The following is a 23,505-nucleotide window of genomic DNA, read 5'->3' on the forward strand; positions in this document are numbered from 1 at the left end:
CGGCACGTCCGGGCCGATCGTCCCGCCCTTCCGGCGGGTGCCGCCGCAGCCCTCGGCAACGGTGTGTCATCGCACGGGAATTCACTGTGGCGGCCGAAAATCGTTGCTACGTTTGCTCTCTGCACATCCCGTATCACGCGGAGGTGGCAACCATGCCGGACGATTCCACGCTCGACGACCGGATCTACCTGTCCGATGTCGATCCGCACGCGTCCTCACCCGTCGAGAAGATCGATGATCTGCGCGCACGAGTGGTCCTGCACGTCCTGTTCGCCGACACGCTCCTGATCGGCGACTCGCAGAGCCTGAACAACAAGTACTTTCGCTCCCTGCTCTCGGCCGAGGAGGCCGAACGGGTCCGAGGGGAACGCCCGTTCCGGGACGTGGCCCCGCTGGCCGACCCGCTCCCGCCGGCCGCGTCCGCGCCGCTGTCCGACCTGACCCCGCTGCTCGACCGGGGGCACATCCGGGTCGCCCGGCGGCTGGGCAGCACGTTGCGCGAACTACGCGACGTACTGGCCGCGAAGGGGGTCGAGAACGCGGCCGAACCGGGCTATGCCGCCTTCCTCGACGATCTCACCCGGGAGCACGCCGTCGACTACGACGGCGTCATGGTCTCGGCCGCGTTCAAGGCCGGGGTGCTGCTGCGGGTCGAGGCCGGCGCGGAGGCGCGGACGGGGGACGCACGGGCGGTCCTGGGCGACCTGCGGGCGTGGGCCCAGGAGCAGCGGCCCCTGGACTACAAGGCGCTCAGGGACCGACTGGCCACGGTCCGCGCGGGGTTCCCCGAGGCGAGCGCGGACGTGGTGTCGGCACTGACCCAGGTCGACAAGTGGGCGGGGGAGTCCTATCGACACGCCCTGCCCGAAGTGCTCGACGCCGGCCTGGCCAGTCCGCGCGATCTGCCGGACCTGCTGCCGCAGTCGCGCAGCCACCGCGTGTTGCGGCTGAGCGGCCTGCCCTCGGCCATGTTGGACGAGACCCTGCTCGCCCGGCTCCCGGTGGACGTGCTCCTGGAAGCTCTCGACCAGCCCGCGCGCACCGCCCTGGTCGGCGAGTTGGGCGCGCTGCGTCGTGGCCTCGCGCCCGACACCGCGCTGCTGGGTGATGCCGCCGGCGAGTTCGCGGCCTGGATGTCGTCGGCATTCACCCGGTTGTTCGCCCATTCCGACGACCTCGCCGGTGCCCGGCTGCGCGCCGAACGCCGGGAGATGGAACTGCACCTGCACGAGGACCGGGAAAGCGCCCGCTTCGGCGCGGAGTTGTCCGTCCGGAGCACACCGGAGCCGATGCCGGCGGCGGAAGGCTCCCCGAACCTGTCGATGACCGTGGTCACCGGCACCGACGAGGAACAGCCCGAACAGCCGGCTCGGCTGCCGGTGTCGCAGCTCGACCCGCGAGAACGCGTGATGGTCTGAATCAGGGCGGACGAGGCGCAACAGGTGTAACGGGAGGAGGGGGCGGAGTCATGACGGATCGCTCGGCGACCGGTCGGCGGCCAACACGAGCGCGAACGCCGCGAGCGTGACCCCGCACGTGACTCTGCCCTGCCCCAACAGGTCCAACATGCCCTCGTGGGACACCCACACCGGTTCGGCCACCGACTCCATCGTCTCGGGCCGGGCCACCTCGGCCGGCCCGCCGAGCACGGTCGCCGACACGACATGCACGGCACTCTCGATCAGCCCCGTCTCCGCGTGCAGGAGGCCGATGTCGCGGGTCGTCGCCGCGATCAGCCCGGCCTCCTCGCGCAGTTCGCGCGCGCCGGCGTCCGCAGGGCTTTCACCCGCCTCGCAACCGCCCCGCGGGAACTCCAACGAGGCCGCGCCGAGCGGATATCGGTAAGTGGGAACGAGCGCGATACCGGCCGGGCCCCGCGCGACCACCACCACGCCGGTATGCGACCACTGCCAGCGCAGGTACTTGCCCGCCCGGCCGCCCGGCGACAACACGTCGTCGTTGTAGAGCCGACCGTAGCGGTTGCCGAACACCTCGACCGCCCGTTGCCTTCGGATCGGGGCCGGGGACCCCGGAGTCTCCTGGTCGATCGGCATGTCGCCCTCACCCTTCCCATCCGAGGTCCGCGGGTACTCGGTTCACGAGCCACGCATCACGTATCACGCGTCATGATCGTGCTCCGCGGGCAGCCGTGCCAACCAGATCCGTTGCTCGGATTCGAACTCCCGGTGGCGACCCGCCAATTGGGCCAACGCTCGCAGCAGCGCGTACTGTCGGTCGGCGCGCTGGGTCATCACCCGCTGCGACGCCTCCGTCGGCAACGCGGTACGCAACGCGACGGCCTCCCGCATGACCGGGTAGGCATCGCGCTCCCGGTCCGCCCGGACCAGGGCGCGGGCCAGGGTGTGCAACCCCTCGGGCAGCCGGGCCGCATACCGACCGGGCTGCCGTTCGGCCAGGATCCGCAGGACCTCGACGAGCCGGGTCGCCGCGGTGACCGCGCCCTCCCCGGTCGCGAATCTGGCCTCGATCAGCACCTCCAGACACGTCACGAACGTGTCGTCGTGCCGGGCCCCGGGCCGCGCCCGCATGCACAGTGTCACCGCACGCGACGCCTCCTCGACCGCGGCGGCGACCTGACCGTCCGCGAGCCGCAACGACACGAGGGTGCTCAACGCCGCGGCCTCGTCCAGTCGGCGCCGGGAGCACAGCACGTCGTCGCCGGTCGCCTCCGCTTCGGCGAGCAGTCCTCGATACCGTTCGACCGCGTCCGCGGCGTGCGCCAAGGCGGTGCCGAGGTCGCCGCCGCGATGCAGCAGCAGCGCCAGGTTGTTGAGCACCGCCGCGTATTCGCCGGCGTATCGCCCGGTGCGCCGATACAGGTCGTCGGCCAGCGCCGCGGCCTCACGGGCCGCGTCCAACGCGTCCTCGCCGCTGCCCGGGGTGTCCAGATCGCCCAGCCGAAGGGCGAATCGCGAGAGCAGCCGCAGCCGTTCCGCCTGGGCGGGCACGGTGAGCGTCGCGCTCCCGGGACCCAGCAGGCGGCGAAACGTCACCGCGGCGGCGGCGGACAGGCCCGACGGATACTCCGGCAGCCGCTCCTCGACCGCGCCCAGGACCGCCGGGTCGCAGGTTTCCAGCAGCGGGGTCATCAGCGCGACCAGCGGCTCCACGTGCGGCAACGCCTCGCCGGCGACCACGAGCGCGGGCAACACCACGGCCGGGTTGTCGGCCGCGGCGGCGCCGAGGGCGGCGTCCATTCGACGGTAGGCGTCGTGCGCCTCGATCCGCCCGGTCCCGGTACAACCCCGGGCCCGCGCGAACACCTCGATCGTGCGCGCGGCGGTGGCCACCCGAGCGCCGATCGGCGCCGCATCGGGGGTCTCCAGGATCGCGGCCAGATACCCGACGACATTGCCGGAACTGACCGTCGAGGTGAACACCCGACGCATCAGGATCTCGCCGATGCGATCCGGCTCCATCGGGGCGACACCCTCGTCCTCGCCGGGATAGAGCGTCCGCAGACACGTGTACACCGCGGCGACGTCCGGCTCCGGGGTGCGCGCGAACGCCGCCCGGCACACCCGGAGCAACAACTCGGTCAAGGCGTCCGGGTCCCGCCCCGGAGCCAGGGTGGGCACCAGCAACAGCCCCTCCGAGACCAGCGTGCCGAGCGTCCCGGTGAGCACCGAGCCCACGGGGAGTTGGCCCTTGAGCACACTCGACCACGCGTGCAACTCGTGCGTGCAGATGCGGGTCAGCGGATCGTCGGTCTCGATCCAGGTGTCGCCCTGCCGCATGGTCAACACCGCGTCCAGCGCGAGCGCCAGCACGCTCAACGGCGAATCCGCCGCGGCGGCCCGGGCGTCCAGGGTGCGCGGTGCCCGCAACCACGGGCAATCCAGGTGCGCGGCGAACGTGTCGAAGGCCAACGTCGCCAGCGAGGTGGACCCGCCCGGGTCGAGTCGGCCGGTGAGCGCCTTCTCGTCCGCGTCGGCGGGCATCCCGGTCGACGTGCTCAGTGCCTGCCACAGCGGTTCGACGGATCGGGCCAGCAACAGGATCCGCAGCCGCGAACCCTCCGGGAGGTGGTCGTCCAGGTAGGCCAGGAACGCGGCGATGTCGGGCACCTGGCCCTCGGCGTAGTCGAGCACGACCAGCACCGGAATCCGCACCGCCAACGCGGCGACGAGTTCGGCCTGCCAGGCCGGATCGGCGGGCGCACCCGGCGCCACGAACCCGGCGTTCCAGCCCTCGTTCCGAAGCCGGAGACCGAGCTGCGCCGCGAGTCTGGTCTTGCCGGCGCCGCCGGGCGCGTGCAACAACCGCAGAGCCAGCTCCGGTTCGCCCGTGCACCACGCGTACAGCGCGTCGACCTCCGGCCGAGGCACGAAGGGCATCACGTCGCCGGCCAGCAACCGGGCCGGGGTCGCGGGCCGTTCGCCCGTCCTACGTCGTTCCCGGGGGCGCCGGAACAGTCGTTGTTGCCGGGCGTCGAGCAGCACCGCGATGTCGCGCCACCGGGTGCCCGGCCGGTGCGCGTCCGCGTTGCGGCGGACCGACTCGGGCAGGTGCGCGGCCACGGCGCCGATCGGGATCAACCAGCCGCCGCGCTCGTCGTCGACGTCCCGGGACGACTTGAGCACGCCGCAGACCCGGCCGGTGCGCGGATCGAGCACCGGGGAGCCGCTCAACCCGCGCAGCACCTGATCGCTCTTGACCCGGGTGAAGCGGCCGCTGGGACCCGCGACCTCCAGATCGAGGGTCTCCGGCAGGCTCAAACCCTCCAGGCTCTCCCGGCTGTACCCGTAGGCGGCCACCTCGTCGCCGCGCAACGGTGGCCGCTCACCGAGCCACACCCCGATGCTCTCGACGGGGGTACGCAGCCGCAGCTCGGCGAGGTCGGGGAACGGGTGGATCCCGCCCGGGGTTTCGGGCGGGATCGAGCGCACCACGTCGACCTCGATCCAGGTGCCCGCGAGCGCGACGGACAGCCCCGTCGAGTGCCCGTGCACCACGTGCGCACACGTGAGCACGGTGTCCCCGGCGATCAGGAACCCGGTCCCGAGATAGGTGTCCCGGATACGGATGCGCACCAGTTCGCCGACGATCGCATCGTCGAGCCGAGCCGCGATCAGCCGTTCGTCGTCATCGCCGAACACTCGGCCTCCACCCTCGGAACGAACCGATGCCCGGATCCGCGATCACCGGCGGTCAGAAATCGGCGGAGTCCGGATACCCCGCCGACTCGCCGGCGCCGGTGTCCACCGGCGAGCCGTCCGCGCGTCGCGGATCCAGCCGAACCGTCACGTGATGTGTCGCCTTCGCCGCCCGTTCGCCGCGCCCCTCCAGGCTCGCCACCCCGAACCGCAGGCCGCCCCCGGCACCCTTGGTCCGGGTCAACTCCATCCCGAACTCGACGGTGATCTCGCCGAGACGAAATCGCACGTCGGCCCCGGCGCTGCGGCGCTGGGCCTCGGCGACCTGGACCCGCAACAGCTCGATGGCGTCCGCCAGATCGAGCCAGTCGTCCGTATCCGCGCTCATCGCACTCCCCTTGCCGCACCATCGGTCACCGGGTTCGGACCGTGTGTGCCCAGCTTGGCATTTCTCGACGGCGGTGCGCGAAGTTTCGGCCGGCCGCGCCGAGTTCCCTCGTCGGTCGCGGCGCTCGTTCAGCCGATCAGGCTCCACGCGGAGAAGGGCGCGTCGGGGGATCCGGCGTCCTGGTGGGCGAAGTACAACATGCCGTCGGTGCCGATGTGGAACATGGCCGGACGTCCGTCGGCGCGGGCCACCACTGCGGGCGAGTCGATGACCGTGGCGGGGATCCGCTGCCAACCGCCGAAACCGGATCCGGACGCGGAACCGGTCTGCCAGTTCACGGTGATGCCCGACTCGTCGTTGCGCGTGTACAGCAGGATCCGGCGGTCCGAGCCCGACGCGACGAGTGGCTTGCGGGTTCCGCCGGTGTTGCCCAGGTTGCCCGTCGTCTGCTGCCAGGCGCCGGCGACATTGAGCTGGGTCACCACCCCGACGTCACCGGTGTCGGCCGCCCGGTAGAAGACCCGGATCTGGCCGCTGCCGCCGACGATCGCGCTGGGAGCGCTTGCCACGTTGTCGGCCACCAGGTACGGGTTGTGGGCGAACGTGCCCTTGGAGTCGGTCTGGTACCACGTGGCCAGCCGCCCTTCCCGGCTGCTCCCGGCGCCGAGGGTGGCGGCGAAGAGTTCGATGTGGCCGACGTCGTTCAGGACCGCGCTGAGCCCGTCCTGCACCCCGGTCCCGCCGATGTCCTTCCAATCGAGATCCCACCACCCGTTCGTCGGGTCGGTCTGGTAGACGGTGCTGACGCCACCCCCGCCGTTCTTGACGAAGATTTGCAGTAGGCCGTCCGCGTTGCGGACCATGATCGGGGTGCCGACCTGAGGCCGATTGACCACGCCCAGGTAGTCGTTCGGGTTGCCGAAGTCGCTCCACGACGCCGCGAAGTTCCCGTTGACCGAGGTCTGATGGATCGTCACGATGTGGTGATCGTTGAGCCGCCGGCCGAGTAGTTGCAGCCGCCCGTCGTAATTGGGGGCGACCGAAAGGCCCGGGGCGAGCGGACCACCGGGCCACGGCAACTCCTGTGCGGAGCCCCACGAGCCGTTGGTGGACTGTCGCCAGGTGACGACCTTCTCGCCGATCACGGCGAATGCCTGAAGCGTGCCGTCCGCGTTGCGACCGACCCAATCCGAGCCCCTGGACCATCGTTCGTGGGCGGGATCGCGCCAGTCATCGTTGCCTCGTGCCCCGGTCGCGATGTCCGTGTAGGCGGTGATGGCCGCCCGCTTGTTGTACAGGTCGTCGGCGGCGAGGTTGTTCGGACCCGCCTCGACGTTGTAGCCCCGATAGGACGTGACGAACAGCCGGGCGCTCTCGGACGCGCTGTAACGGGCCACCGCTTCGTTCGCATAGCGTGCGGAGGCGACGTGGTCGGGATGATCGTGCAGGGCGTCGCCGGTCCGATAACGATTGTCCGGCAAGGCGTCCATCGTCCGCAGGGATGCCGGCCGGTATTCGCGGATCAACTGGTAGACAGCGGTGGCGATATCGTCACGGTGATAGGTGAAACGGTCGTCGACGCCGGTTTCGGGTGATGCCGGATTGCTGGTGACACAATCCGAGACATCACCGTTTTGCAGTGGGAGGAGACATTCGCCATCACGTAGGTTGAGGAAAATCAGCCGAATATCGTCGCGCTCGTCCAGGGTGTACACCTCGGCCAGCGCATCCGCCACGGCGATCGAGGAACCGGTCCACGTCGAGCCCCATTTCTCGGCCATCGCCGCATAGGCGGCCATGGCGCCCCGCTGCCGGACATGCGGGCTGTCCTGCTGGTAGCCGTCGGTGAGGTAGATCGTCGTGGACGGCGCGCCCGCCCGGATGCCCTCCACCAGCTCGGGGTTCATGAAGAACAGGTCGTCATCGGGATGGGCGGCAATCTGCATGAAGCCGTCCGGCGCCGCGAGCGGATCCGCCGATACGGGCCCGGTGGCGCCGAGGATTAAACCCAGCGCAAGTCCGACACTGCCGATCACGCGATACACGTGGGATCGCATGTGCACTCACCTTTCGTCGTCCGAGTCGACCCCGCATCGTTTCGCCCGACCCGGAACAAGTCAACAACCGATGAGTCGGCGGATTTTCCGGCGAATTGCGTTTCGGCGGTGGCGGCGCGGCTAGGCTTCGATGCCGTCGTCGGCCGGTACGTCCGCGTCCGTCGGTTCGAGGACGAAGACCGGGATGCGGCGGTCGGTGCCGCGCTGGTAGGTGTCGAAGTCCGGGTACGCCTGCACCGCCCGGCGCCACCACAGGTCCTTTTCGGCCTCGAACACCTCGCGCGCCCGGTACGCACGGATCGTCGTGCCGTCCTGGAGTTCGACGGCCGGTTCGGCGACCAGGCCGGCGTACCACTGGGGGTTGGTCGGCTCGCCGCCCTTGGACGCGACGGCCGCGTAGTGCCCGTCGTGCTCGACGCGCATCACGGGCGTCTTGCGGACCTTGCCGGTCTTGGCGCCGCGATAGGTGAGCAGCACGGTGGGCAGGCCCTTGATGGTGACCCCGTCGGTGGTGCCGGTGCGGACGATCTGCTCGACGTGCTCGCGGACCCACGCCGACCCGCTCGGCTCGTAGTCACCGGCCGACGCCACGCTCTGCGCGACCCGGCCGGCCGGCCCCGATTCCGCGGTCGCGCCGGCGTGGCGGCCGTGCGGGTGACGGGGGCGCCTGGTGTCCACGTTGGCGGTCACCGCCGCGAGGATGTCGGGCAGTTCCGCCACGGTCCGAGCGGGCAGGCCGGCCACGGACTCCGCCGCGAGTGTGCACCACAGTTGCTTGACCTCTTCGGCCAAGGCCCGGCCGGCGTCCGTGAGTTCGACGATGCCGGCGCGCTTGTCGGCGGGGTCGGGCGTGCGCCGGATGTAGCCGGCCGCCTCCAGCTTGCGAGCCATGAGCGTGATGCTGGGTGGTTCGCAACCGAGCGCCTCGCCGAGCTGGGCCTGGATCATCGGGCCGGTGCGGGCGAGTTCGAGCAGGAGCGCCTCCTGGCCGGGGTGCAGGCCCAGGGGGGCCAGCAGGGCCGAGGCCCTGGCTCGATGGCGCAGGCTGAGCAGGCGGATGGCCTGGTTGAGGGTGTCGGCGTACTCGAAGTCCACGGGCTCTCCTCGATGGAAAGGTTATGCGGATAACGTTATGCGCATAACTACTTCGATGTCGAGTGGGATGCCGAGTGGGATGCCGGGCACGTCGATACCGGGAGCCGGTTCGGGTGGGTGGGGGCGCTCACGAACGGGCGAGGCGTTCCAGGCGGTGGTGGAGGTGGTGCACGTAGTCCTCGGATTCGGGCTTCATCAGCACGCTGCGCAGGATGCGGGCACCGTCGGCGTCGGCGGTGATCTTGGGGTGGCGGGCGATCAGCCGCTCGGCGTCGATGCGCAGGGTGCTCAGGAAGACCGGGTCCTCGGTGTCGGTCATGCCCTCGTGCAGGATGCGGGCGGCGGCCGTGTCGATCCGGGTGAGGGTGTTGGGGGAGGTGACCGGGAAGTAGCCGACGATGTCCAACTCCGGGGGCTGGTAGAGCTCCAGGCAGTCCGACTGCTCGATCAGGTCGGCCCACCGCAGTGCCGCGCGGCGGCCGGCCGCCAGGGCCTGCCCGAGTCCTTCGCGGGTGGGCGGCAATACCTGGAAGGTGAGCCACAGGCCGGCGGCCGCGGCGCCGGCGCGCGAACACTCCAGGCTGATCTCGCCCAGGTGCAGTTCCTCGGAGGTGAAGTAGGTGTAGGGCGAGTCGTGCAGGTAGAAACGGCCGACCGAGGGGTCGCGAAACATGACGGCGCCGCACCCGTAGGGCTGTAGGCCGTGCTTGTGCGGATCTATCACGATCGAGTCGCACCGGGCGATGGCGTGCCACGGGGCCGCGGGCAGCCCCTCGGGGCCGTCGGCGCCCGCCAGCAGGGTGAAGAACCCGCCATAGGCGGCGTCGACGTGGATCCGCACGTCGTATCGCTCGCGCAACGCCTGCACCCGGTCGATCGGTTCGACGGCGCCGAGCGCGGTGGTGCCCGCGGTGAGGACCACGGTGCCGACCCGCCCCGTCCGCAACAACCGCTCCAGCGCGTCGACGTCCATGCGCCCGCGATCGTCGACCGCGACGGGGTGGCCGTCCACGCCCAGGACGCCACACATGCGTCCGTGCGTGTAGTGGGCCTCGGTGCTGTAGGCGATGCCCTTTCCGGGGTGCAGTTCGCGGGCCACGAAGAGGGCTTCGAGGTTGGCGATGGTGCCGCTGGTGGTGAGGTGCCCGAGGTGGGTGTCGTAGCCGAACATGCCGGCGAGCTGCGCGACGACCTCACGTTCCATCTCGGCGGTGGCGGGCCCCCCGTCCAGGGCGTGGTTGTTGGGGTTGATCAGCATCGCGGTCAGGTAGCCCACGATCGCGGCCGGATGGGGTGGCTTGAGCATCTGTCCGGCGTAACGCGGGTGAAAGAAGGGGTAGTTGTCCGCCAGGCGTTCGGTGAACGTCGCGAAGGCGGCGGCGAACCGCGCGTCGTCCACGGCCAATGCGGGATGGCCCGGGTAGGGGCCGAATCCTTCGGACCAGTGCTCGTTCGATGTCACGGCGGCCTCGAGCCAGTGGCGCAGATCCATGATCCTCTCCTTCTGTTTCGTGCCGGAGTGGTGCCGGGGCGGTGCCGGGGCGGTGACGGGCCGATGAAGACGGCGGGGCGGAGGCGACACGCGCCGCGGCTCATCATTTGATCCCAAACAAGCTAGCCCGGCCGTCGGGGGCGGTCAATACCGCCCACCTGCCGCCGCGGCCGGAACGATCTTGTGCTGATCATGGTGCCGGGCAGCGCGCTATCGGCCGCCGGTGGTTGTGGAGTCGTCCCGTCGGGTGCACAGACCAGGGAGAGCCAGGATGCTTGAACGTGCCGAAGCCGACCTCGGCGAAAGAGTCGCGATACTGGCCGTGAACGCCGCCCGGCAACGCCTGGTCTCCGCGGTGGAGTCGGGCTTCGCGATCGGCAGCCTGGCGCACGGGGGATTCGTGGCGGCGGTCAGCGACGTGGACGTCGCCTTCGTCCTGCGGGACGACGCGCACGATGCGACCTCGGTCATGGCGCAGGTCAAGGAGGACGTCCGGGACCGGTGCTCGGGAACCGAACTCGAAGCCCTGGCCGACCGACTCTCGCTGTTCTGGGACACCTGGGAGTGTCTGGAGCGGAATCAGGAATCGGGCCGGTTCCCGGCGATCGACCGGGCCGACCTGATCGAATCGGGTCGACTGCTCTTCGGCACGGACCGTCGATCGGTGTGCACACCGCCGTCCACGCTCGATCTGGTCGCCTGCGGAGCCACGTTCTTCGTCGCCAAGTTCCACCGGCGCGCCTACATCGAGACGCTGCTCGACGGGGAACGACTGGTCGACTCGGGTCGACGCGCGGTCACCAAGGCGGTGATGTTCCCGGTCCGGATCCTGTACACACTGGAGCGGGGAGTGCTCTCCGGAAACCGGGCCGCCGCCCGGTACTACACGGCGGCCCGACACCCCGGAGCCGAACTGGTCGCAGCGTGCGTCGATTGGCGCGAACAAGGCATCGAGTCGGCGGACCGGGCGCGGGCGCTGATCGACGAACACCTGGTCGACATCTATGACTTCGCCGCGCGGGAACAGGCCCGCTTCCTGGACGGCGTCGGATTGCCCGCGTCGAGCCGGCAACTGCGCGACTTCGCCTCCGCACTCCGGCCGACCGCCCGGGCGTGAGACGCCGCTAACCGGCGGGCCGGGTCGCCCGGGTGATCCAGTCCAGGTACGGTCGCGGCCCGAACTCGATGGGCAACGCGATCACTTCGGGCCCGGCGTACGGGTGTTCCTCGATGAGGTGGGCGGCCAATTCGGTCGCTCTCCGCGCGGTGGTACGGAACATCACCTGCCACTCGACCCCGTCGCAGACCGCCCCGAGGTGGCGGTACGTGGTGGCCACGGGGCCGGTCACCTGGCCGGAAGCGGCCAGACCGGCCTCGACGGCGGACCGCGACAACCGGGCGGCGGTCGCCTCCTCGTCCACGGTGGTGATCACGATCACGTAGTCGGCCATGTCGGAACCCGGCCCTTCGGGCGCGGTCATCCGCGATTCGCGTGTTCGTCACGGACCACGGCCGCGCCCGCGGTGACACCGCCGTCGACCACGACGGTCTGCCCGGTGACGTAGCCGGACAACGGACTGAGCAGCCAGGCCGCGGCGTTGGCCGCGTCGTCGCAGGAGCCGAGCCGGCCCAGCGGGGCTCGGCGGGCACGCTGGGCGAGGGCGTCGGCCTCGGGGTAGAGGTCGCGCAACAACGGCGTGTCGGTGGAGCCGGGGCTGACCACGTTGATCCGGATCCCGTCCCCCGCGTACTGCAGCGCCGCGGACTTGCTCAGCCCGATCACCGCGTGCTTGGTCGCCGAGTAGATCGGACTCTGTCCATGGCCGATGTGCGCGGCCACCGACGCGCAGTTGACGATCGCGCCGCCACCGTTGGGCAGCATGGCCCCGATCTGGCTGCGCATGCAGGCCCACACCCCGCGCAGGTTGGTCGCCACCACGCTGTCGAAGTTGTCGACGGTGTCCAGGTGCAGCGGGCCGAACGCGCCGAAGGTGCCCGCGTTGTTGAACGCCCCGTCCAGTCGGCCGAATCGGGCGATCGTCTCGGCCACACACGCATCCATGCCGCTCTCGTTGGCGACGTCACACTCGGCCACCAGGTGATCGGCGGCGGGCAGGCCGTCGGCGGTCTCGTGCAGCGCGTCCGCATTGCGTCCGACCAGTACGACCCGCGCGCCGAGCCGGGCGAACAGCCGGGCCGCCGCCCGGCCGATCCCGCTGCCCGCCCCGGTGATCAGCACTACGCGGTCGTTCAGTTCCAGGCTCATCGGTTGGCCACTCCGTTCGATGATCATCAGATGTGCAGTCCGCCGTTGACGTCGATGACCGTGCCGGTGGTGTAGCCGGAGTGTTCACCGCACAGATGGCAGACCATGCTCGCGGCCTCGGCCACGGTGCCGAATCGACCGGCCGGGATATGGCTGACCCGGTCGGCGGTCCACTGCGCGGGCTTGTCCTGCCAGGCCCGGCGAATACGATCGGTGCCGATGACCCCGTGCGCGACGGCGTTCACCGTGATGCCGTGCGGGGCCAGCTCGAAGGCGCACTGCTTGGTGAACCCGATGACGCCCGCCTTGGCCGCGACGTACGCGGCGTTGCTGAACCGCGTGTAGGTGCGGCCCGCCACCGACGCGAGGTTGACGATGCGCCCCCAACCGGCGGCGATCATCGCCGGGGCGCACAGCCTGGTCAGGGTGAACACGCCGGTCAGGTTGTGCGCGACGGCGTATTCGAGATCGGCTTCGGTCAACTCGGTGAGCGGTCGCGGTCGGGTGTCACCGCCGACGCCGTTGACCAGGACACCGGGCCGGCAATCCTTCGGGAGCGCGGCCACCGCGGATTCCAGCGCCCGCGCGTCGGTCACGTCGACCACCAGCGGATCGCAGGCCAATCGCCCACCGAGCTCCGCCGCGACGCGGTGCACGGCCTCCGCGTCCCGGTCCAACAGCACCAGTCGCATGTCCCGGGCGGCCAGGCCACGCGCGACCTCGGCGCAGATGCCGTTGCCTGCTCCCGCGACCAGCGCCACTCGCCGTTGTGCCGCCACCATCATGTCCTCCGCCAGCCGCTGTCGGGTTGCCACGTCGCCGGACACCGGGTGTGCCGCAGCAGGTTCTCGGTGGGCTCGATGCCGGTGCCGGGCCCGGCCAACGCCGCCACGCGATGCGCGGTCCGGTCGACCGTGAACGCGGGTTCGGTCAGCGGCTCGGGGAACCACTCGTCGCCTCGACCCGCCTCCACCGTCTGCCACAGCCCCCAACCGGTGGCCAGCACCCGGCTCGCCGCCCACAACGGGCCGACCTCCGCGACATGCACGCCCAACTGGCAGCCCAAGCCGAGCTGTCGGGCCCGCAACGCCAGGCGGGCCGAGGCGAACAACCCGCCGCACTTGGACAGCCGCACGTTGATGTGGGTGGCCGCGTCGGCTTCGGCGGCGGTGCGCAGGTCCGCCAGGTCGGTGCACGACTCGTCGAGCATGATCGGCAGGCCGGTGCGCCGTCGAAGCCGGGCCAACTTCGGCCACGACCGGGCCCGCAGGGGTTCTTCGACCCAGGCCACGTCGGTGAGTTCCGGCGCGATCCGCTCGGCCTGCTCCGGTGACCAACCGCCGTTGACGTCCAACGAGATCCCGGTGTCCGCGCCCAGCCGGTCGCGGGCCCGGGACAGGCGCTGCACGGCGGCGCCCGGGTCCGCCACCTTGATCTTGACATGCCGCAGCGACGCCCTGGCCTGCGGCGTCAGGTCGTCCAACGTCGAGGCGACGTCACGAGAGAGCGGGATGACCAGGCTGACCGCCGCCGGACCGCTGCGGCGCAGCCCGGCGGGCAGGTTCGCCCCGTCCCAGGCGGCCGCGATGTCCAACACCTCGGCCAGCGGCCGTTCGAAGTGTCTGCACGCCGCGTCGAGCAGCGCGATCTCCACCGCGGCGGCGGCCGACGGACCCGCGACGAGGCTCGGCAGGTCGAGGGCGGCGATCGAGGCGATGGTGGCGTCGAACGAATGCCAGTCGATGCGTTCGGCGAGCGCCGCCGGGTCACAACGCTGCACGGCCTCGATCGCGCCGGCCGTCGTCTCGCCGGTGACATAGTCGCGCGGGGCTCCCTCCCCCCAGCCGCACACGTCGCCCAGGTGCAACTCGACCAGCACGGACTCCGATCGGCGGCGCGAGGCACCCGCGTGGTCGAACGTGGTGGCCATCGGCACGGTGGCGACATGCAGGCGTACCCGGCTGATCACCGACCCTCCCGGATTCGGTCGGCCAGCCAGTCCCAATACGCGGTCCTGGCCCGGCTGAACTCCAGGTAGTGCACACCGGTATCGAAGACCCGCTCCTCGGCCGCGGGCGCCAGCCGCCGCAACTGCGCCCGCGCGGCGCTCAGATCGATGATCGGATCCTCGGCGGGCATCGCCACCTCGACCGGTATCTCGCCGTGGGGGGATCCGTGGACGTAGCGATCCTCCAGGTGCACGAGCGTCGCCTGCGTGGCGGCGGTGATCCGCCGCAACATCAGCGGATCGGCGGCCAGGAAGGCCAGGTACTCGGGCAGGTCCGTGTAGGCGTGGTCGGCCAGCCCGACCTCCTGCGGCGCGGATCCGGACCGGTCGCGGCGCTCCGCCAGCGCCGCCGGATCGTGGCGTGAGCGCTGTTGTCCCAGCGCGGGCGCGCACAGGACCAGCTTGCGCACCGGCAACGCCCGGCTGCACCACAGCGCCGCCAGCACGCTGCCGCCCAGGCTCTGACCCAGGGCGACCAGCGGCCGATCACCCACCTCGTCGGCCACCGCGTCGACGGCCCGCGTGTAGTCGTCCAAGACCTGTTCGGCCGAGGGGAGATGCCCGCGTTCTCCCGGGCTGCGACCGGAACCTCGGCGATCGAGCGCGTAGACGTCGATGCCGCGTGCGGTCAACTCGGGTCCGGTCTCGTACAACCACCCCGCGTGGCTCTGGATGCCGTGGATGTAGAACAGCGCCGCGACGGAGTCGGGCGTCGTCCACCGGTGCAACGCGAGCGCGAGTCCGTCGTCGGCGATCAGGGTGCCGGTGCCGGCCATGTCCCCTCCTCAGTACCGGACGATGTTGACGTCCGGGTCGAGCCGGACGTCCACCAGGAGCGGGCCGTCGAGGGTCGGCACGAACTCGCCGACCGCGTCGAGTTCCTCGATCTTGCGGACGGTCAGCGCCCGCGCGCCCATGGTCGTGGCCAGGGCGGCCAGGTCCGGCCAGGCGTAGGCCGAGTGGGCGGGGTCGTAGCCGTGGTTCCTCAGCTTGTAGTGCTCGGCGCCGTAGGCCCCGTCGTTGAGCACCAGCACGACGATCGGCAACTTCTCGCGCACCGCGGTGGTGAATTCGGACAGGTGCATCATGAAGCCGCCGTCGCCGACGGTGGCGATCACCGGCCGGTCGTTGCCCGCGAGTGCCGCGCCGATCGCGCCGGCCAGGCCGAGTCCGATCGAGCCGAACCCGCCCATGGTGGTGAAGTGCAGCGGGTCGGCGACGCGCAGATAGGGCCAGACGCCCACATTGAACCGGCCGATGTCACTGACCACCGTGCGCCGCGCGGGAAGGATCCGGTCCAGCCGGATCATCGCCGACCGGATGTCCACGGTGTCCGTCCCGGAACGGTCCACGAAGTCGGCCTGCGGGATGTGGCGGGCCATCGCCTGCTCGATCTTCTCGGCCCAGCGCCGATTTCCGGCGTGATCCGCCTCCCGGAGCAGCGAGTCCATCGCCGCCGCGGTCAGGCGGGCGTCCCCGGCCACCGCCTCGTCGACGGGTGTGTACGAGCCGAACCTGGCCGGGTCGATGTCCACGTGCACGATGCGCTTGCCGCGCAGCAGGTCGCCGTTGAGCGCGGTCCACATGTTCAGGCCGGCGCCGAAGGCGATCACGCAGTCGCAGTCGGCGATGACCTCGCTCGCGACGCCGTGCGACAGGCTGCCGAAGATGCCGATGTCGCGCGGATGGCCGGCGAACATCTCCTTGGCCAGCACGGTGGTGGCCAGCGCCGCACCGATGCGGTCGGCGAGGGCGATCAGGCTCTCGCGGGCTCCGGAGGTGGCCGCGCCATGCCCGGCGAGCACCAGTGGCCGTTTCGCCGAGGTGAGCAGCCCCAGCGCCCGATCGAGCGTGTCCGGCTGCGGTGCGGCCGCGGTCGGCGGGGCCACCGGGGGCACCACCGGCGCCTGTTCACCCGCCTCGGCCTGCATGAAGGCGATCGGGATGTTCAGTACGACCGGCCGCCGCTCGGCGACGATCCGCTGGAGTGCGCGGTTGAGATCCCGGACCAGCGACGCCGGTTCGTAGACCCGCTCGTAGCCCGCGCCCGCCGCGGCGGTGACCGTCGCGATGTCGAAGTGGTGGAAGTGGCTGGGCACCGGCGGCGGATCGCCGGTGATCAACAGGACCCGACTGCGGCTGCGGGCGGCCTCGACCAGCGAGGTGAGCGTGTTGGTGAACGCCGGACCGTGCGTCACCGAGGCCACGCCGATGCCGCCGGACATCCGCGCGTGGCCGTCGGCCATGGCGACCGCACCCGCCTCGTGGGTCACCGCCACGAACCGCCCTCCCGCGTCGGCGAACGCGGGCAGGTAGAGCAGGTTCGCGTTGCCCATGAGACCGAAGACGGTGTCCACGCCGTGCCGGGCCAGCGCGTCCGCCAGCGCCTGGTAGACCTTCATCGTTGCCCTTTCGTCGTGGTGGGTGTGAGCCAGGCGGGGTCGTTCCGGTCCACCGGCGCGAGGTCCGGTGCCGGTGCGCCCCGCGACAGCGAGCGCAGGTGGTTGCCGGTGATCAGCACCGGGGTGTCCGCGTACGACTGCGCGAGGATCATCCGCCGGGCCAGGACCTGGGGATGCCGCACCACCTGCGTCAGGTCGTGCAGCGGGGCGGCGGGCAGGCCCGCAGCGGTCGCGGCTGCCAGGATCGCGGCCACCGGGCCCCCGACCTCGGGCAGCGGTTGCGCGGTATCGACGAGCACCGACCCGTCCCGGGCCTCGACCAGTCGTGGGGTGGGTACGGGGCCGTCGACGAACCAACTGTCCTGGGTCGCCCACACCGCCGCGTCGAACAACGCCACGTCGGCGCCGACGCCGGCGCCGGTGCGCAGCCGGACGTAGGTCGACACCGTGGCGGCCGCGGCGGCCAGGAACGCCCCCAGCACGTCGGCACTGGACACCGGTGTACGCAGCGGGGTGCCGGTGCCGCCGCCGACCAGGTGCATGGTCCCGGACTCGGCCTGGATCACCGTGTCCATGCTGCGATCGGCGGCGGCCAGGCCGTGGCCGGTCACCGCGCAGTGCACGATGTTGTACCGGTCCAGCACCTGTTCGGGGGCGATGCCGGCGGCGGCGAGGGTGTCGGCCGCCAGGTTGGTGAGCACGATGTCGGCGGTGCCGAGCAGTTCGTCGAATCTCGTCCGGTCCGCGGGGTCGTTCAGGTCGAGCCGACAGGAGCGCTTCCCCGCGTTGTTGACGAAGTACAGGTAGCCGACCGAGCCGACGCGCCGGGCCAGGCGCCGGGAGCCCTCACCGTGCGGCGGTTCGACTTTCAGTACGTCGGCGCCCAGTTGCGCCAGCAGCCTGGTCGCGTGCGGCCCGGCCGTGTACGAGCCGCACTCCAATAACCGGATCCCGTGCAGGGGAGGGCTGCCGCGCGGAATCGGTTCCCACAGGCGGCCCTGCCGGGGTAACGAGCCGGTGGTGCGCGCGGTGGGCACCAGTGAGCGCAGCGGGCTCTGCGGTGCGCGATCCGGTCCGGTCACCAAGCCTCGGCGCCGAGCGGCCGGGCCGTTGCGGACGTCCTCGGGTGTGGCCACCGGGGCGGCCGGAATGCCCTGGGAACGCAGCCGGGCCACCACGTCGTCCGCATCGTGCCGACCGGTCCAGGCGGCGATGACGCGGTCGAGTTCGTCGGCGTGCCGGACCCGGGCGGTGGTGTCGGCGAAGCGTGGGTCGGCGATCAGTTCCGTGCGGTCGATCGCCGTCGCGAGCCGTCGCCACATCGCCTCGGTCATGGTGCAGATGACGATGGGCGCGTCGCGGCACGGGTAGCAATTCCACGGGGCGACCATCCCGTGTCGGTTGCCGGCGCGCTGCGGCGGTCGGCCGGTGAGCGCGACGCTCGGCAGGAGGGTGCCGACGTGGGTGAGCAGGCTGTCGAACTCGGCGATGTCCAGGTAGTCGCCCCCGGCGCCGCGGGCCCGACCGATCAGGCCCGCCGTGACGGCGATCAGCCCGGACAACGCGGCGGTGCGGGCGGCGAGTCCCACGGTGGTGGTGATCGGCGGGTCCTGGCTCGAACCGGTCGCCGCGGTCACACCGGCCAGCGCCTGCAGGGTCAGTTCGGTGGCCGGGGTGTCGCGCAACGGCCCGGTGAGCCCGAACTCGCTGAGCCGTACCGTGATCAGCTCCGGATAGGCCGCGAGCAGCTCGTGCGGGCCCAGGCCGAGTGCGGTGAGTTGTTCACCACCGGGTCGGTCGCAGACCAGGATGTCGGCCCGATCCAGCAGCCGGCCCGTATCGACCCAGCCCGCGGCGGGCCCGGCACCGACACGCAGCCACCGCTCGAACCCGCCCACCGGCGCCGGGAGTTCGCCGACCGGCATGGTTCGGGCCCCGAGATCGGCGAGCAGCCTGCCCAGCAGTGCGGCCGCGCCGGCATGGCCCGCCGTAACCACGGTGATGCCGGCCAGCGGCCCCGCGCCATTCACTCAAGGTCCCCCCTGCAACGCGTGCCCGGGTCATGATCACGGGCGCCGAATCAACCTTCGCGGGATATCGAATCACCGGATTCTGCTCGACGGTCGAGGGAACATCCGCGAACGGTTTTCCCGACCCGATATCGATATCCGGTGGCACCTCCCGGCGACCGTATCACCGGGGCCCGGGGAAGCCAATGGTGGAGTTTGACGACGGCTCGTACGCGCGACTCCCACAAGATCTTGTCGCTGTCAATGCTTACGTTAATTTTAGGTTTCCGTGTTCTTCACGCTCCGGACACGATGCCGGACTTCCCTTGCTGGTAAGGGCATTGATCGCTCCGGCGGTGAGCATATGACCCACGTCACACTGCCGGCCCTGTTTGACCGAGGCCGCTGCGGGTCAAGCCTGAATCGGTCGGAAACTTGCTCGGTCGTGCATGGGGATGTCAACTTTTAATCCCGGCTCGATCTGAAGAAGGGGATCACGGGGGATGTGCCTTCACTGTCGTATTTGTGGGTCGAGTTGACGGCGGCCGGGTTCGAGACGCGGGTCGCGGACGATTTAGCCTCGGAAGGCTCGTTAGCCTTCTCTGGAAATAGTGAGTTACCGATATTCCGCGCGTGGAACAATTCCGAACCGATTGTCATTCTGGGCATCGGAAGCCGATCTACCGACGGTGCCCGCGCTCCCGCGAAAGATGCGGAAGATGCGACGGGGCACCTCCGGGAAGCCGCCCGGGCAGCCGTCGAACAGGCGGGAATCGACCCGGCGGCGCTGCGGGAAAGCCGGACCGGTGTGGTCACGGGCATGGCCGACGGAGCAGGGGCCGCCGGACAGGTCGCGAACCATCTCGGTCTGACCGGACCATCGATATCGCTGAGCGCCGGTTCACCCGCGCTGCTCGCGCTGCACCTCGCCGCCCAGGCACTGCGGGCGGGGGACTGCACATTCGCCCTGGTCGGCGCCCAACTCGACGACGATGTAAGCGCGTTGCTGATCGCACGGGAGAGCGCGGTACCGCCCGGCAGCGGCCCGGTGCTCGCCATCGTGCGCGGCTCGGCCGTCGGCCACGGCGGTTCGCCCGACCACCGGGAGCAGGTGATCGGCGCGGCGCGGGCGACCGCGGGCCGGACGTCCGACGACGTCGCCGCCCAGCCGACGACGGGTATCGCCGGCGTGCTCGCCGCGGTGCTCGCCGAGCGGACCGGGCCGGCGCAGGCCACAGGCGTGACCGAGTCCGGCGCCGACGGGACCACCGTGCACGTCGTGCTGGAAGACCCGACGGGCGCGAGTACCCGGGCCGAACTGCCCTGGGTGGTGACCGCCCAGAGCTCGCAGGCCCTACGGGCGAAGGCGATCGCTCTGGCCGCCTACCCGGACACCGGCGCCGGCTCACCCGCCGACGTCGGCCACACCCTGCTCGGCACACCGTCCGCCGGTCGGCGCGCAGTCGTCCTGGGCGGCGACCGGGCCGAGTTGCAGCGCGGACTGGCGGCCCTCGCCGCCGGTGGCAGCGCGCCCAACCTGGTGCGGGGCACGGCCACGACGGCCCGGCGCCCGGTGTTCGTCTTCCCCGGACAGGGCTCCCAGTGGAGCGGAATGGCCGCCGAACTGCTGGACACCTCACCGGTGTTCCGCGACAGCGTCGACGCCTGCGCGGACGCGCTCGCCGAGTTCGTCGACTGGTCGCTGCTCGACGTGCTGCGCGAGGCGCCCGGCGCACCACCGCTGCGCCGCGTCGACGTGCTGCAACCCACGCTGTGGGCGACGATGGTCTCGCTCGCTGAGGTCTGGCGCTCCTACGGTGTGCAGCCGGCCGCCGTGGTGGGGCACTGCTACGGCGAGATCGCCGCCGCTCAGGTCGCCGGCGGGCTGAGCCTGCGCGACGCCGCGCGGTTGTTGGCCCGCCGCAGCCGGGCCTGGCTACGCCTGGTCGGCAAGGGCACGGTGATCTCGGTCGGCACCTCCGCCGAGGAGATCGGGCGCCGACTGGCGTCGTGGCCGGACACGGTGGAACTGGCCGCGGTCAACGGGCCGCGTTCGGTGGCGTTGTCCGGTCCGCAGGACGTGTTGGACGAACTGGTCGCCGAGCTCACCGCCCAGGACGTGTACGCCAAGCGCATTCCCGGTGTGGACACCGTCGGCCACTGTTCCCAGGTCGACGTGCTGCGCGAAGACCTGCTCCAGGCGCTGCGTCCGGTCTCGCCGGTGACCTCCGCCATCCCGTTCCACTCCACCGTGGACGGCGAACAGCGGGACACCGCGACACTGGACACCGACTACTGGTACCTCAACACCCGCAGCCCGGTGCGGTTCCATCAAGCCATTCGTTCCCTGCTCGAAGCCGGGCACCGGGCGTTCGTCGAGGTGAGCCCGCATCCGCTGCTCGCGATGTCCATCGAGGACACCGCGGCCGAGCTGGGCATCCGGGACGTGGCCGTACTGGGCACGCTGCGACGGGAGCAGGGCGGTACCCGCCGGGTGCTGACATCGGTGGCCGAGGCGTTTGTCCGAGGCGTCGACGTCGACTGGTCGCCGGCCTTCGCCGGAACGCGCGCCCAGCACGTCGATCTCCCGAAATTCGTGGACTTCACCGACGACGCCGAACGATCCTGGGCGGACGAGATCGCGACGCGCTCGGCCACCGAGCGGATGGACGCCCTGGTGGACCTGGTGTGCGGCACGGCCGCCGAGGCGCTCGAACAAGGCTCGGCGGACGCGATCCAGGCCGAGGTGGCGTTCAAGGATGTCGGCCTCGGTTCGTTGGCGGCCGTTCGGTTGCGCAATCGGCTCAACGAGGTCACGGGCCGGTACCTGCCCGCCGCGGTCGCCTTCGACCACCCCACGCCGGCCGCGCTGGCCCGTCATCTGTACGGCGTGCTGTTCGGATCCGATGCCGGCCCGGACGTCGGAGTACTCGCCGCCATCGAGCAGGCCGATGCGGCATTGGCGCCGCTGCTGGCCGCCGGTGCTGCCACGAAGCAGATCGAGCAACGTGTGGAAGCCCTGCTGGAGCGGCTGAGGCGGGCGAATCGCGGCGATGCCGGGGACACGGTCGCCGACCGTTTCGCATCGGCGGGCGATGAGGAGATGTTCGCCCTCATCGGCGAACGCTTCGGCATTTCCTGAGCTTTCCCCGGTCATGCAGACACCGAAGGTGGGTTTCCCATGGCACACGAAGACAAGCTTCGATACTTCCTCAAACGTGTCAGTGCCGAGTTGGACGAGACACGGCAGCGGGTGCGTGAATTGGAGGACGGCGATCGCGAGCCGATCGCGATCGTGGGCATGGGCTGCCGGCTGCCCGGCGGCGTGCGCTCGCCGGAGGAGTTCTGGGAACTGCTCGACGCGGGCGTGGACGCGGTGTCGGAATTTCCCACCGATCGAGGCTGGGACCTGCCGAACCTGTTCGACGCGGACCCGGACGCCCCCGGCAAGTCGTATGTCCGCGAGGGCGGATTCCTCTACGACGCGGGGGAGTTCGACGCGGGCTTCTTCGGGATCTCGCCGCGTGAGGCGTTGGCGATGGATCCGCAGCAGCGGTTGTTGCTGGAGTGTTCGTGGGAGGCGATCGAGCGGGCCCGGATCGACCCCCGGTCGTTGCAGGGCAGCCGGACCGGCGTGTTCGCGGGCACCAACTGGCAGGACTACAACACCCTGCTGCTGCGAGCCGACGAACGGTCGCAGAGTTACCTCGCCACCGGTGCCTCCGGCAGCGTGTTGTCCGGCCGGGTGTCCTACGCACTGGGCCTGGAAGGGCCCGCGATCAGCGTCAACACCGCGTGTTCGTCGTCGTTGGTGGCGATTCATCTGGCCGCGCGGGCGTTGCGGGCGGGGGAGTGCGAACTGGCCCTGGCCGGCGCCGTCACGGTGATGTCGACGCCGCAACTGCCGGTCGCCTTCTCCCGGCAGCGGGGCGTGGCGCCGGACGGGCGATCCAAGGCGTTCTCGGCCTCGGCCGACGGCATGGGTTTCGGCGAGGGCGTCGGTGTGTTGGTGCTGGAGCGGTTGTCGGACGCTCGGCGAAACGGCCACGAGGTGCTGGCCGTGGTGCGGGGTTCGGCGCTGAATCAGGACGGCGCGTCGAACGGGTTGACGGCACCGCACGGTCCGTCGCAACAGCGGGTGATCCGAGCGGCGTTGGCGAACGCGCGGCTTGCCCCGTCGGATGTGGACGTGGTGGAGGCGCACGGGACCGGGACGGCGCTGGGCGATCCGATCGAGGCCGAGGCGCTGTTGGCGACCTACGGGCAGGGGCGGCCGGCCGATCGGCCATTGTGGCTGGGGTCGGTGAAATCCAATATCGGCCACGCCCAGGCCGCCGCCGGCATGGCAAGCGTGATCAAGATGGTCCTGGCGATGCGGGCCGGTGTGTTGCCTCGGACGTTGTATGTGGACGAGCCGACCCCCGAGGTGGATTGGTCGTCGGGTGGGGTGCGGTTGTTGGCGGAGGCTCGGTCGTGGTCGACGGTGGGTGGTTTGCCGCGGCGGGCGGGGGTGTCGTCGTTCGGGATTTCCGGGACGAACGCGCATGTGATCGTCGAGCAGGCGCCGCCGGATGGGGAGTCGGTGTCGGGTGTGGTGTCGGGTGACGCGGCGGCGGGGTCCGTCGTGGGTGTGGTGCCGTGGGTGTTGTCGGGGCGGTCGGTGGAGGCGTT

At 70.9% G+C, this 23,505-nt stretch carries 17 protein-coding genes; 4 read left to right on the plus strand and 13 right to left on the minus strand.

Features of this window, described 5'->3' with window-relative positions; translation table 11 throughout:
* Positions 1–152 precede the first annotated feature (152 nt).
* Positions 153–1,418, plus strand: a complete 1,266-nt coding sequence (locus ACH4U8_RS42565; RefSeq protein ID WP_360315250.1) for a hypothetical protein — start codon at positions 153–155, stop codon at positions 1,416–1,418.
* Positions 1,419–1,466: 48 nt separating this feature from the next.
* Here ACH4U8_RS42565 and ACH4U8_RS42570 read toward each other — a convergent pair whose 3' ends face one another.
* The 6 genes from ACH4U8_RS42570 to ACH4U8_RS42595 form a co-directional block, all read right to left on the minus strand.
* Positions 1,467–2,054 (minus strand): NUDIX hydrolase, encoded by a 588-nt coding sequence (locus ACH4U8_RS42570; RefSeq protein WP_360315252.1) that lies wholly within the window; start codon positions 2,052–2,054, stop codon positions 1,467–1,469.
* Positions 2,055–2,117: 63 nt separating this feature from the next.
* Positions 2,118–5,120, minus strand: coding sequence for a trypsin-like peptidase domain-containing protein (locus ACH4U8_RS42575; protein ID WP_395783735.1), 3,003 nt, complete (start codon positions 5,118–5,120; stop codon positions 2,118–2,120).
* A gap of 52 nt (positions 5,121–5,172) precedes the next feature.
* A complete protein-coding gene (locus ACH4U8_RS42580; RefSeq protein WP_360315256.1) occupies positions 5,173–5,505 on the minus strand; it encodes a trypco2 family protein in 333 nt (110 codons plus the stop codon).
* Between the two features lie 128 nt (positions 5,506–5,633).
* Complete coding sequence (locus tag ACH4U8_RS42585) at positions 5,634–7,562, minus strand: PIG-L family deacetylase (protein WP_395783737.1); 1,929 nt, start codon at positions 7,560–7,562, stop codon at positions 5,634–5,636.
* 120 nt (positions 7,563–7,682) lie between these two features.
* Positions 7,683–8,657 (minus strand): nitroreductase/quinone reductase family protein, encoded by a 975-nt coding sequence (locus ACH4U8_RS42590; protein ID WP_395783739.1) that lies wholly within the window; start codon positions 8,655–8,657, stop codon positions 7,683–7,685.
* A 127-nt stretch (positions 8,658–8,784) separates the two neighbouring features.
* Positions 8,785–10,149: a pyridoxal phosphate-dependent decarboxylase family protein gene (locus ACH4U8_RS42595; protein WP_395783741.1), complete on the minus strand. Its 1,365-nt coding sequence runs from the start codon at positions 10,147–10,149 to the stop codon at positions 8,785–8,787.
* A 271-nt stretch (positions 10,150–10,420) separates the two neighbouring features.
* Between ACH4U8_RS42595 and ACH4U8_RS42600 the strand changes: the two genes are divergently transcribed.
* Positions 10,421–11,266: a hypothetical protein gene (locus tag ACH4U8_RS42600; RefSeq protein WP_395783743.1), complete on the plus strand. Its 846-nt coding sequence runs from the start codon at positions 10,421–10,423 to the stop codon at positions 11,264–11,266.
* Between the two features lie 7 nt (positions 11,267–11,273).
* Here ACH4U8_RS42600 and cutA read toward each other — a convergent pair whose 3' ends face one another.
* The 7 genes from cutA to ACH4U8_RS42635 are packed head-to-tail and all read right to left on the minus strand — an operon-like array spanning position 11,274 to position 18,855.
* Complete coding sequence (gene cutA, locus ACH4U8_RS42605) at positions 11,274–11,630, minus strand: divalent-cation tolerance protein CutA (RefSeq protein WP_395783745.1); 357 nt, start codon at positions 11,628–11,630, stop codon at positions 11,274–11,276.
* Positions 11,627–12,415 (minus strand): SDR family NAD(P)-dependent oxidoreductase, encoded by a 789-nt coding sequence (locus tag ACH4U8_RS42610; protein WP_395783747.1) that lies wholly within the window; start codon positions 12,413–12,415, stop codon positions 11,627–11,629. Before ACH4U8_RS42610 ends, cutA begins: the two co-directional genes overlap by 4 nt.
* A gap of 26 nt (positions 12,416–12,441) precedes the next feature.
* Positions 12,442–13,230 (minus strand): SDR family NAD(P)-dependent oxidoreductase, encoded by a 789-nt coding sequence (locus tag ACH4U8_RS42615; protein ID WP_360315270.1) that lies wholly within the window; start codon positions 13,228–13,230, stop codon positions 12,442–12,444.
* Positions 13,197–14,384, minus strand: coding sequence for an enolase C-terminal domain-like protein (locus ACH4U8_RS42620; RefSeq protein WP_395783749.1), 1,188 nt, complete (start codon positions 14,382–14,384; stop codon positions 13,197–13,199). Before ACH4U8_RS42620 ends, ACH4U8_RS42615 begins: the two co-directional genes overlap by 34 nt.
* Positions 14,381–15,199 (minus strand): alpha/beta fold hydrolase, encoded by an 819-nt coding sequence (locus ACH4U8_RS42625; protein WP_395783751.1) that lies wholly within the window; start codon positions 15,197–15,199, stop codon positions 14,381–14,383. The genes ACH4U8_RS42620 and ACH4U8_RS42625 overlap by 4 nt, the downstream gene beginning before the upstream one ends.
* A 9-nt stretch (positions 15,200–15,208) precedes the next feature.
* Positions 15,209–16,825, minus strand: a complete 1,617-nt coding sequence (locus tag ACH4U8_RS42630) for a thiamine pyrophosphate-binding protein (RefSeq protein ID WP_395783753.1) — start codon at positions 16,823–16,825, stop codon at positions 15,209–15,211.
* Positions 16,822–18,855, minus strand: a complete 2,034-nt coding sequence (locus ACH4U8_RS42635) for a CoA transferase (RefSeq protein ID WP_395783755.1) — start codon at positions 18,853–18,855, stop codon at positions 16,822–16,824. The genes ACH4U8_RS42630 and ACH4U8_RS42635 overlap by 4 nt, the downstream gene beginning before the upstream one ends.
* 799 nt (positions 18,856–19,654) lie before the next feature.
* Here ACH4U8_RS42635 and ACH4U8_RS42640 point away from each other — a divergent pair.
* Entirely contained in the window at positions 19,655–21,976 is a 2,322-nt protein-coding gene (locus tag ACH4U8_RS42640; RefSeq protein WP_395783757.1) for an acyltransferase domain-containing protein, read from the plus strand.
* 39 nt (positions 21,977–22,015) lie between these two features.
* Positions 22,016–23,505, plus strand: a 1,490-nt coding sequence (locus ACH4U8_RS42645) for a type I polyketide synthase (protein WP_395783759.1), incomplete at its 3' end; no start/stop codon positions are given.

The organism is Embleya sp. NPDC020886 (assembly GCF_044333915.1).
Taxonomy (GTDB): Bacteria; Actinomycetota; Actinomycetes; order Streptomycetales; family Streptomycetaceae; genus Embleya.

Bases quoted from the DNA above. Each gene is read 5' to 3' on its own strand.
- ACH4U8_RS42565 (WP_360315250.1), top strand. From the start codon at position 153: ATGCCGGACGATTCCACGCTCGACGACCGGATCTACCTGTCCGATGTC.
- ACH4U8_RS42595 (WP_395783741.1), bottom strand. From the start codon at position 10,149: ATGGATCTGCGCCACTGGCTCGAGGCCGCCGTGACATCGAACGAGCAC.
- cutA (WP_395783745.1), bottom strand. From the start codon at position 11,630: ATGACCGCGCCCGAAGGGCCGGGTTCCGACATGGCCGACTACGTGATC.
- ACH4U8_RS42630 (WP_395783753.1), bottom strand. From the start codon at position 16,825: ATGAAGGTCTACCAGGCGCTGGCGGACGCGCTGGCCCGGCACGGCGTG.
- ACH4U8_RS42580 (WP_360315256.1), bottom strand. From the start codon at position 5,505: ATGAGCGCGGATACGGACGACTGGCTCGATCTGGCGGACGCCATCGAG.
- ACH4U8_RS42625 (WP_395783751.1), bottom strand. From the start codon at position 15,199: ATGGCCGGCACCGGCACCCTGATCGCCGACGACGGACTCGCGCTCGCG.
- ACH4U8_RS42600 (WP_395783743.1), top strand. From the start codon at position 10,421: ATGCTTGAACGTGCCGAAGCCGACCTCGGCGAAAGAGTCGCGATACTG.
- ACH4U8_RS42610 (WP_395783747.1), bottom strand. From the start codon at position 12,415: ATGAGCCTGGAACTGAACGACCGCGTAGTGCTGATCACCGGGGCGGGC.
- ACH4U8_RS42640 (WP_395783757.1), top strand. From the start codon at position 19,655: ATGGCCGACGGAGCAGGGGCCGCCGGACAGGTCGCGAACCATCTCGGT.
- ACH4U8_RS42570 (WP_360315252.1), bottom strand. From the start codon at position 2,054: ATGCCGATCGACCAGGAGACTCCGGGGTCCCCGGCCCCGATCCGAAGG.
- ACH4U8_RS42585 (WP_395783737.1), bottom strand. From the start codon at position 7,562: ATGCGATCCCACGTGTATCGCGTGATCGGCAGTGTCGGACTTGCGCTG.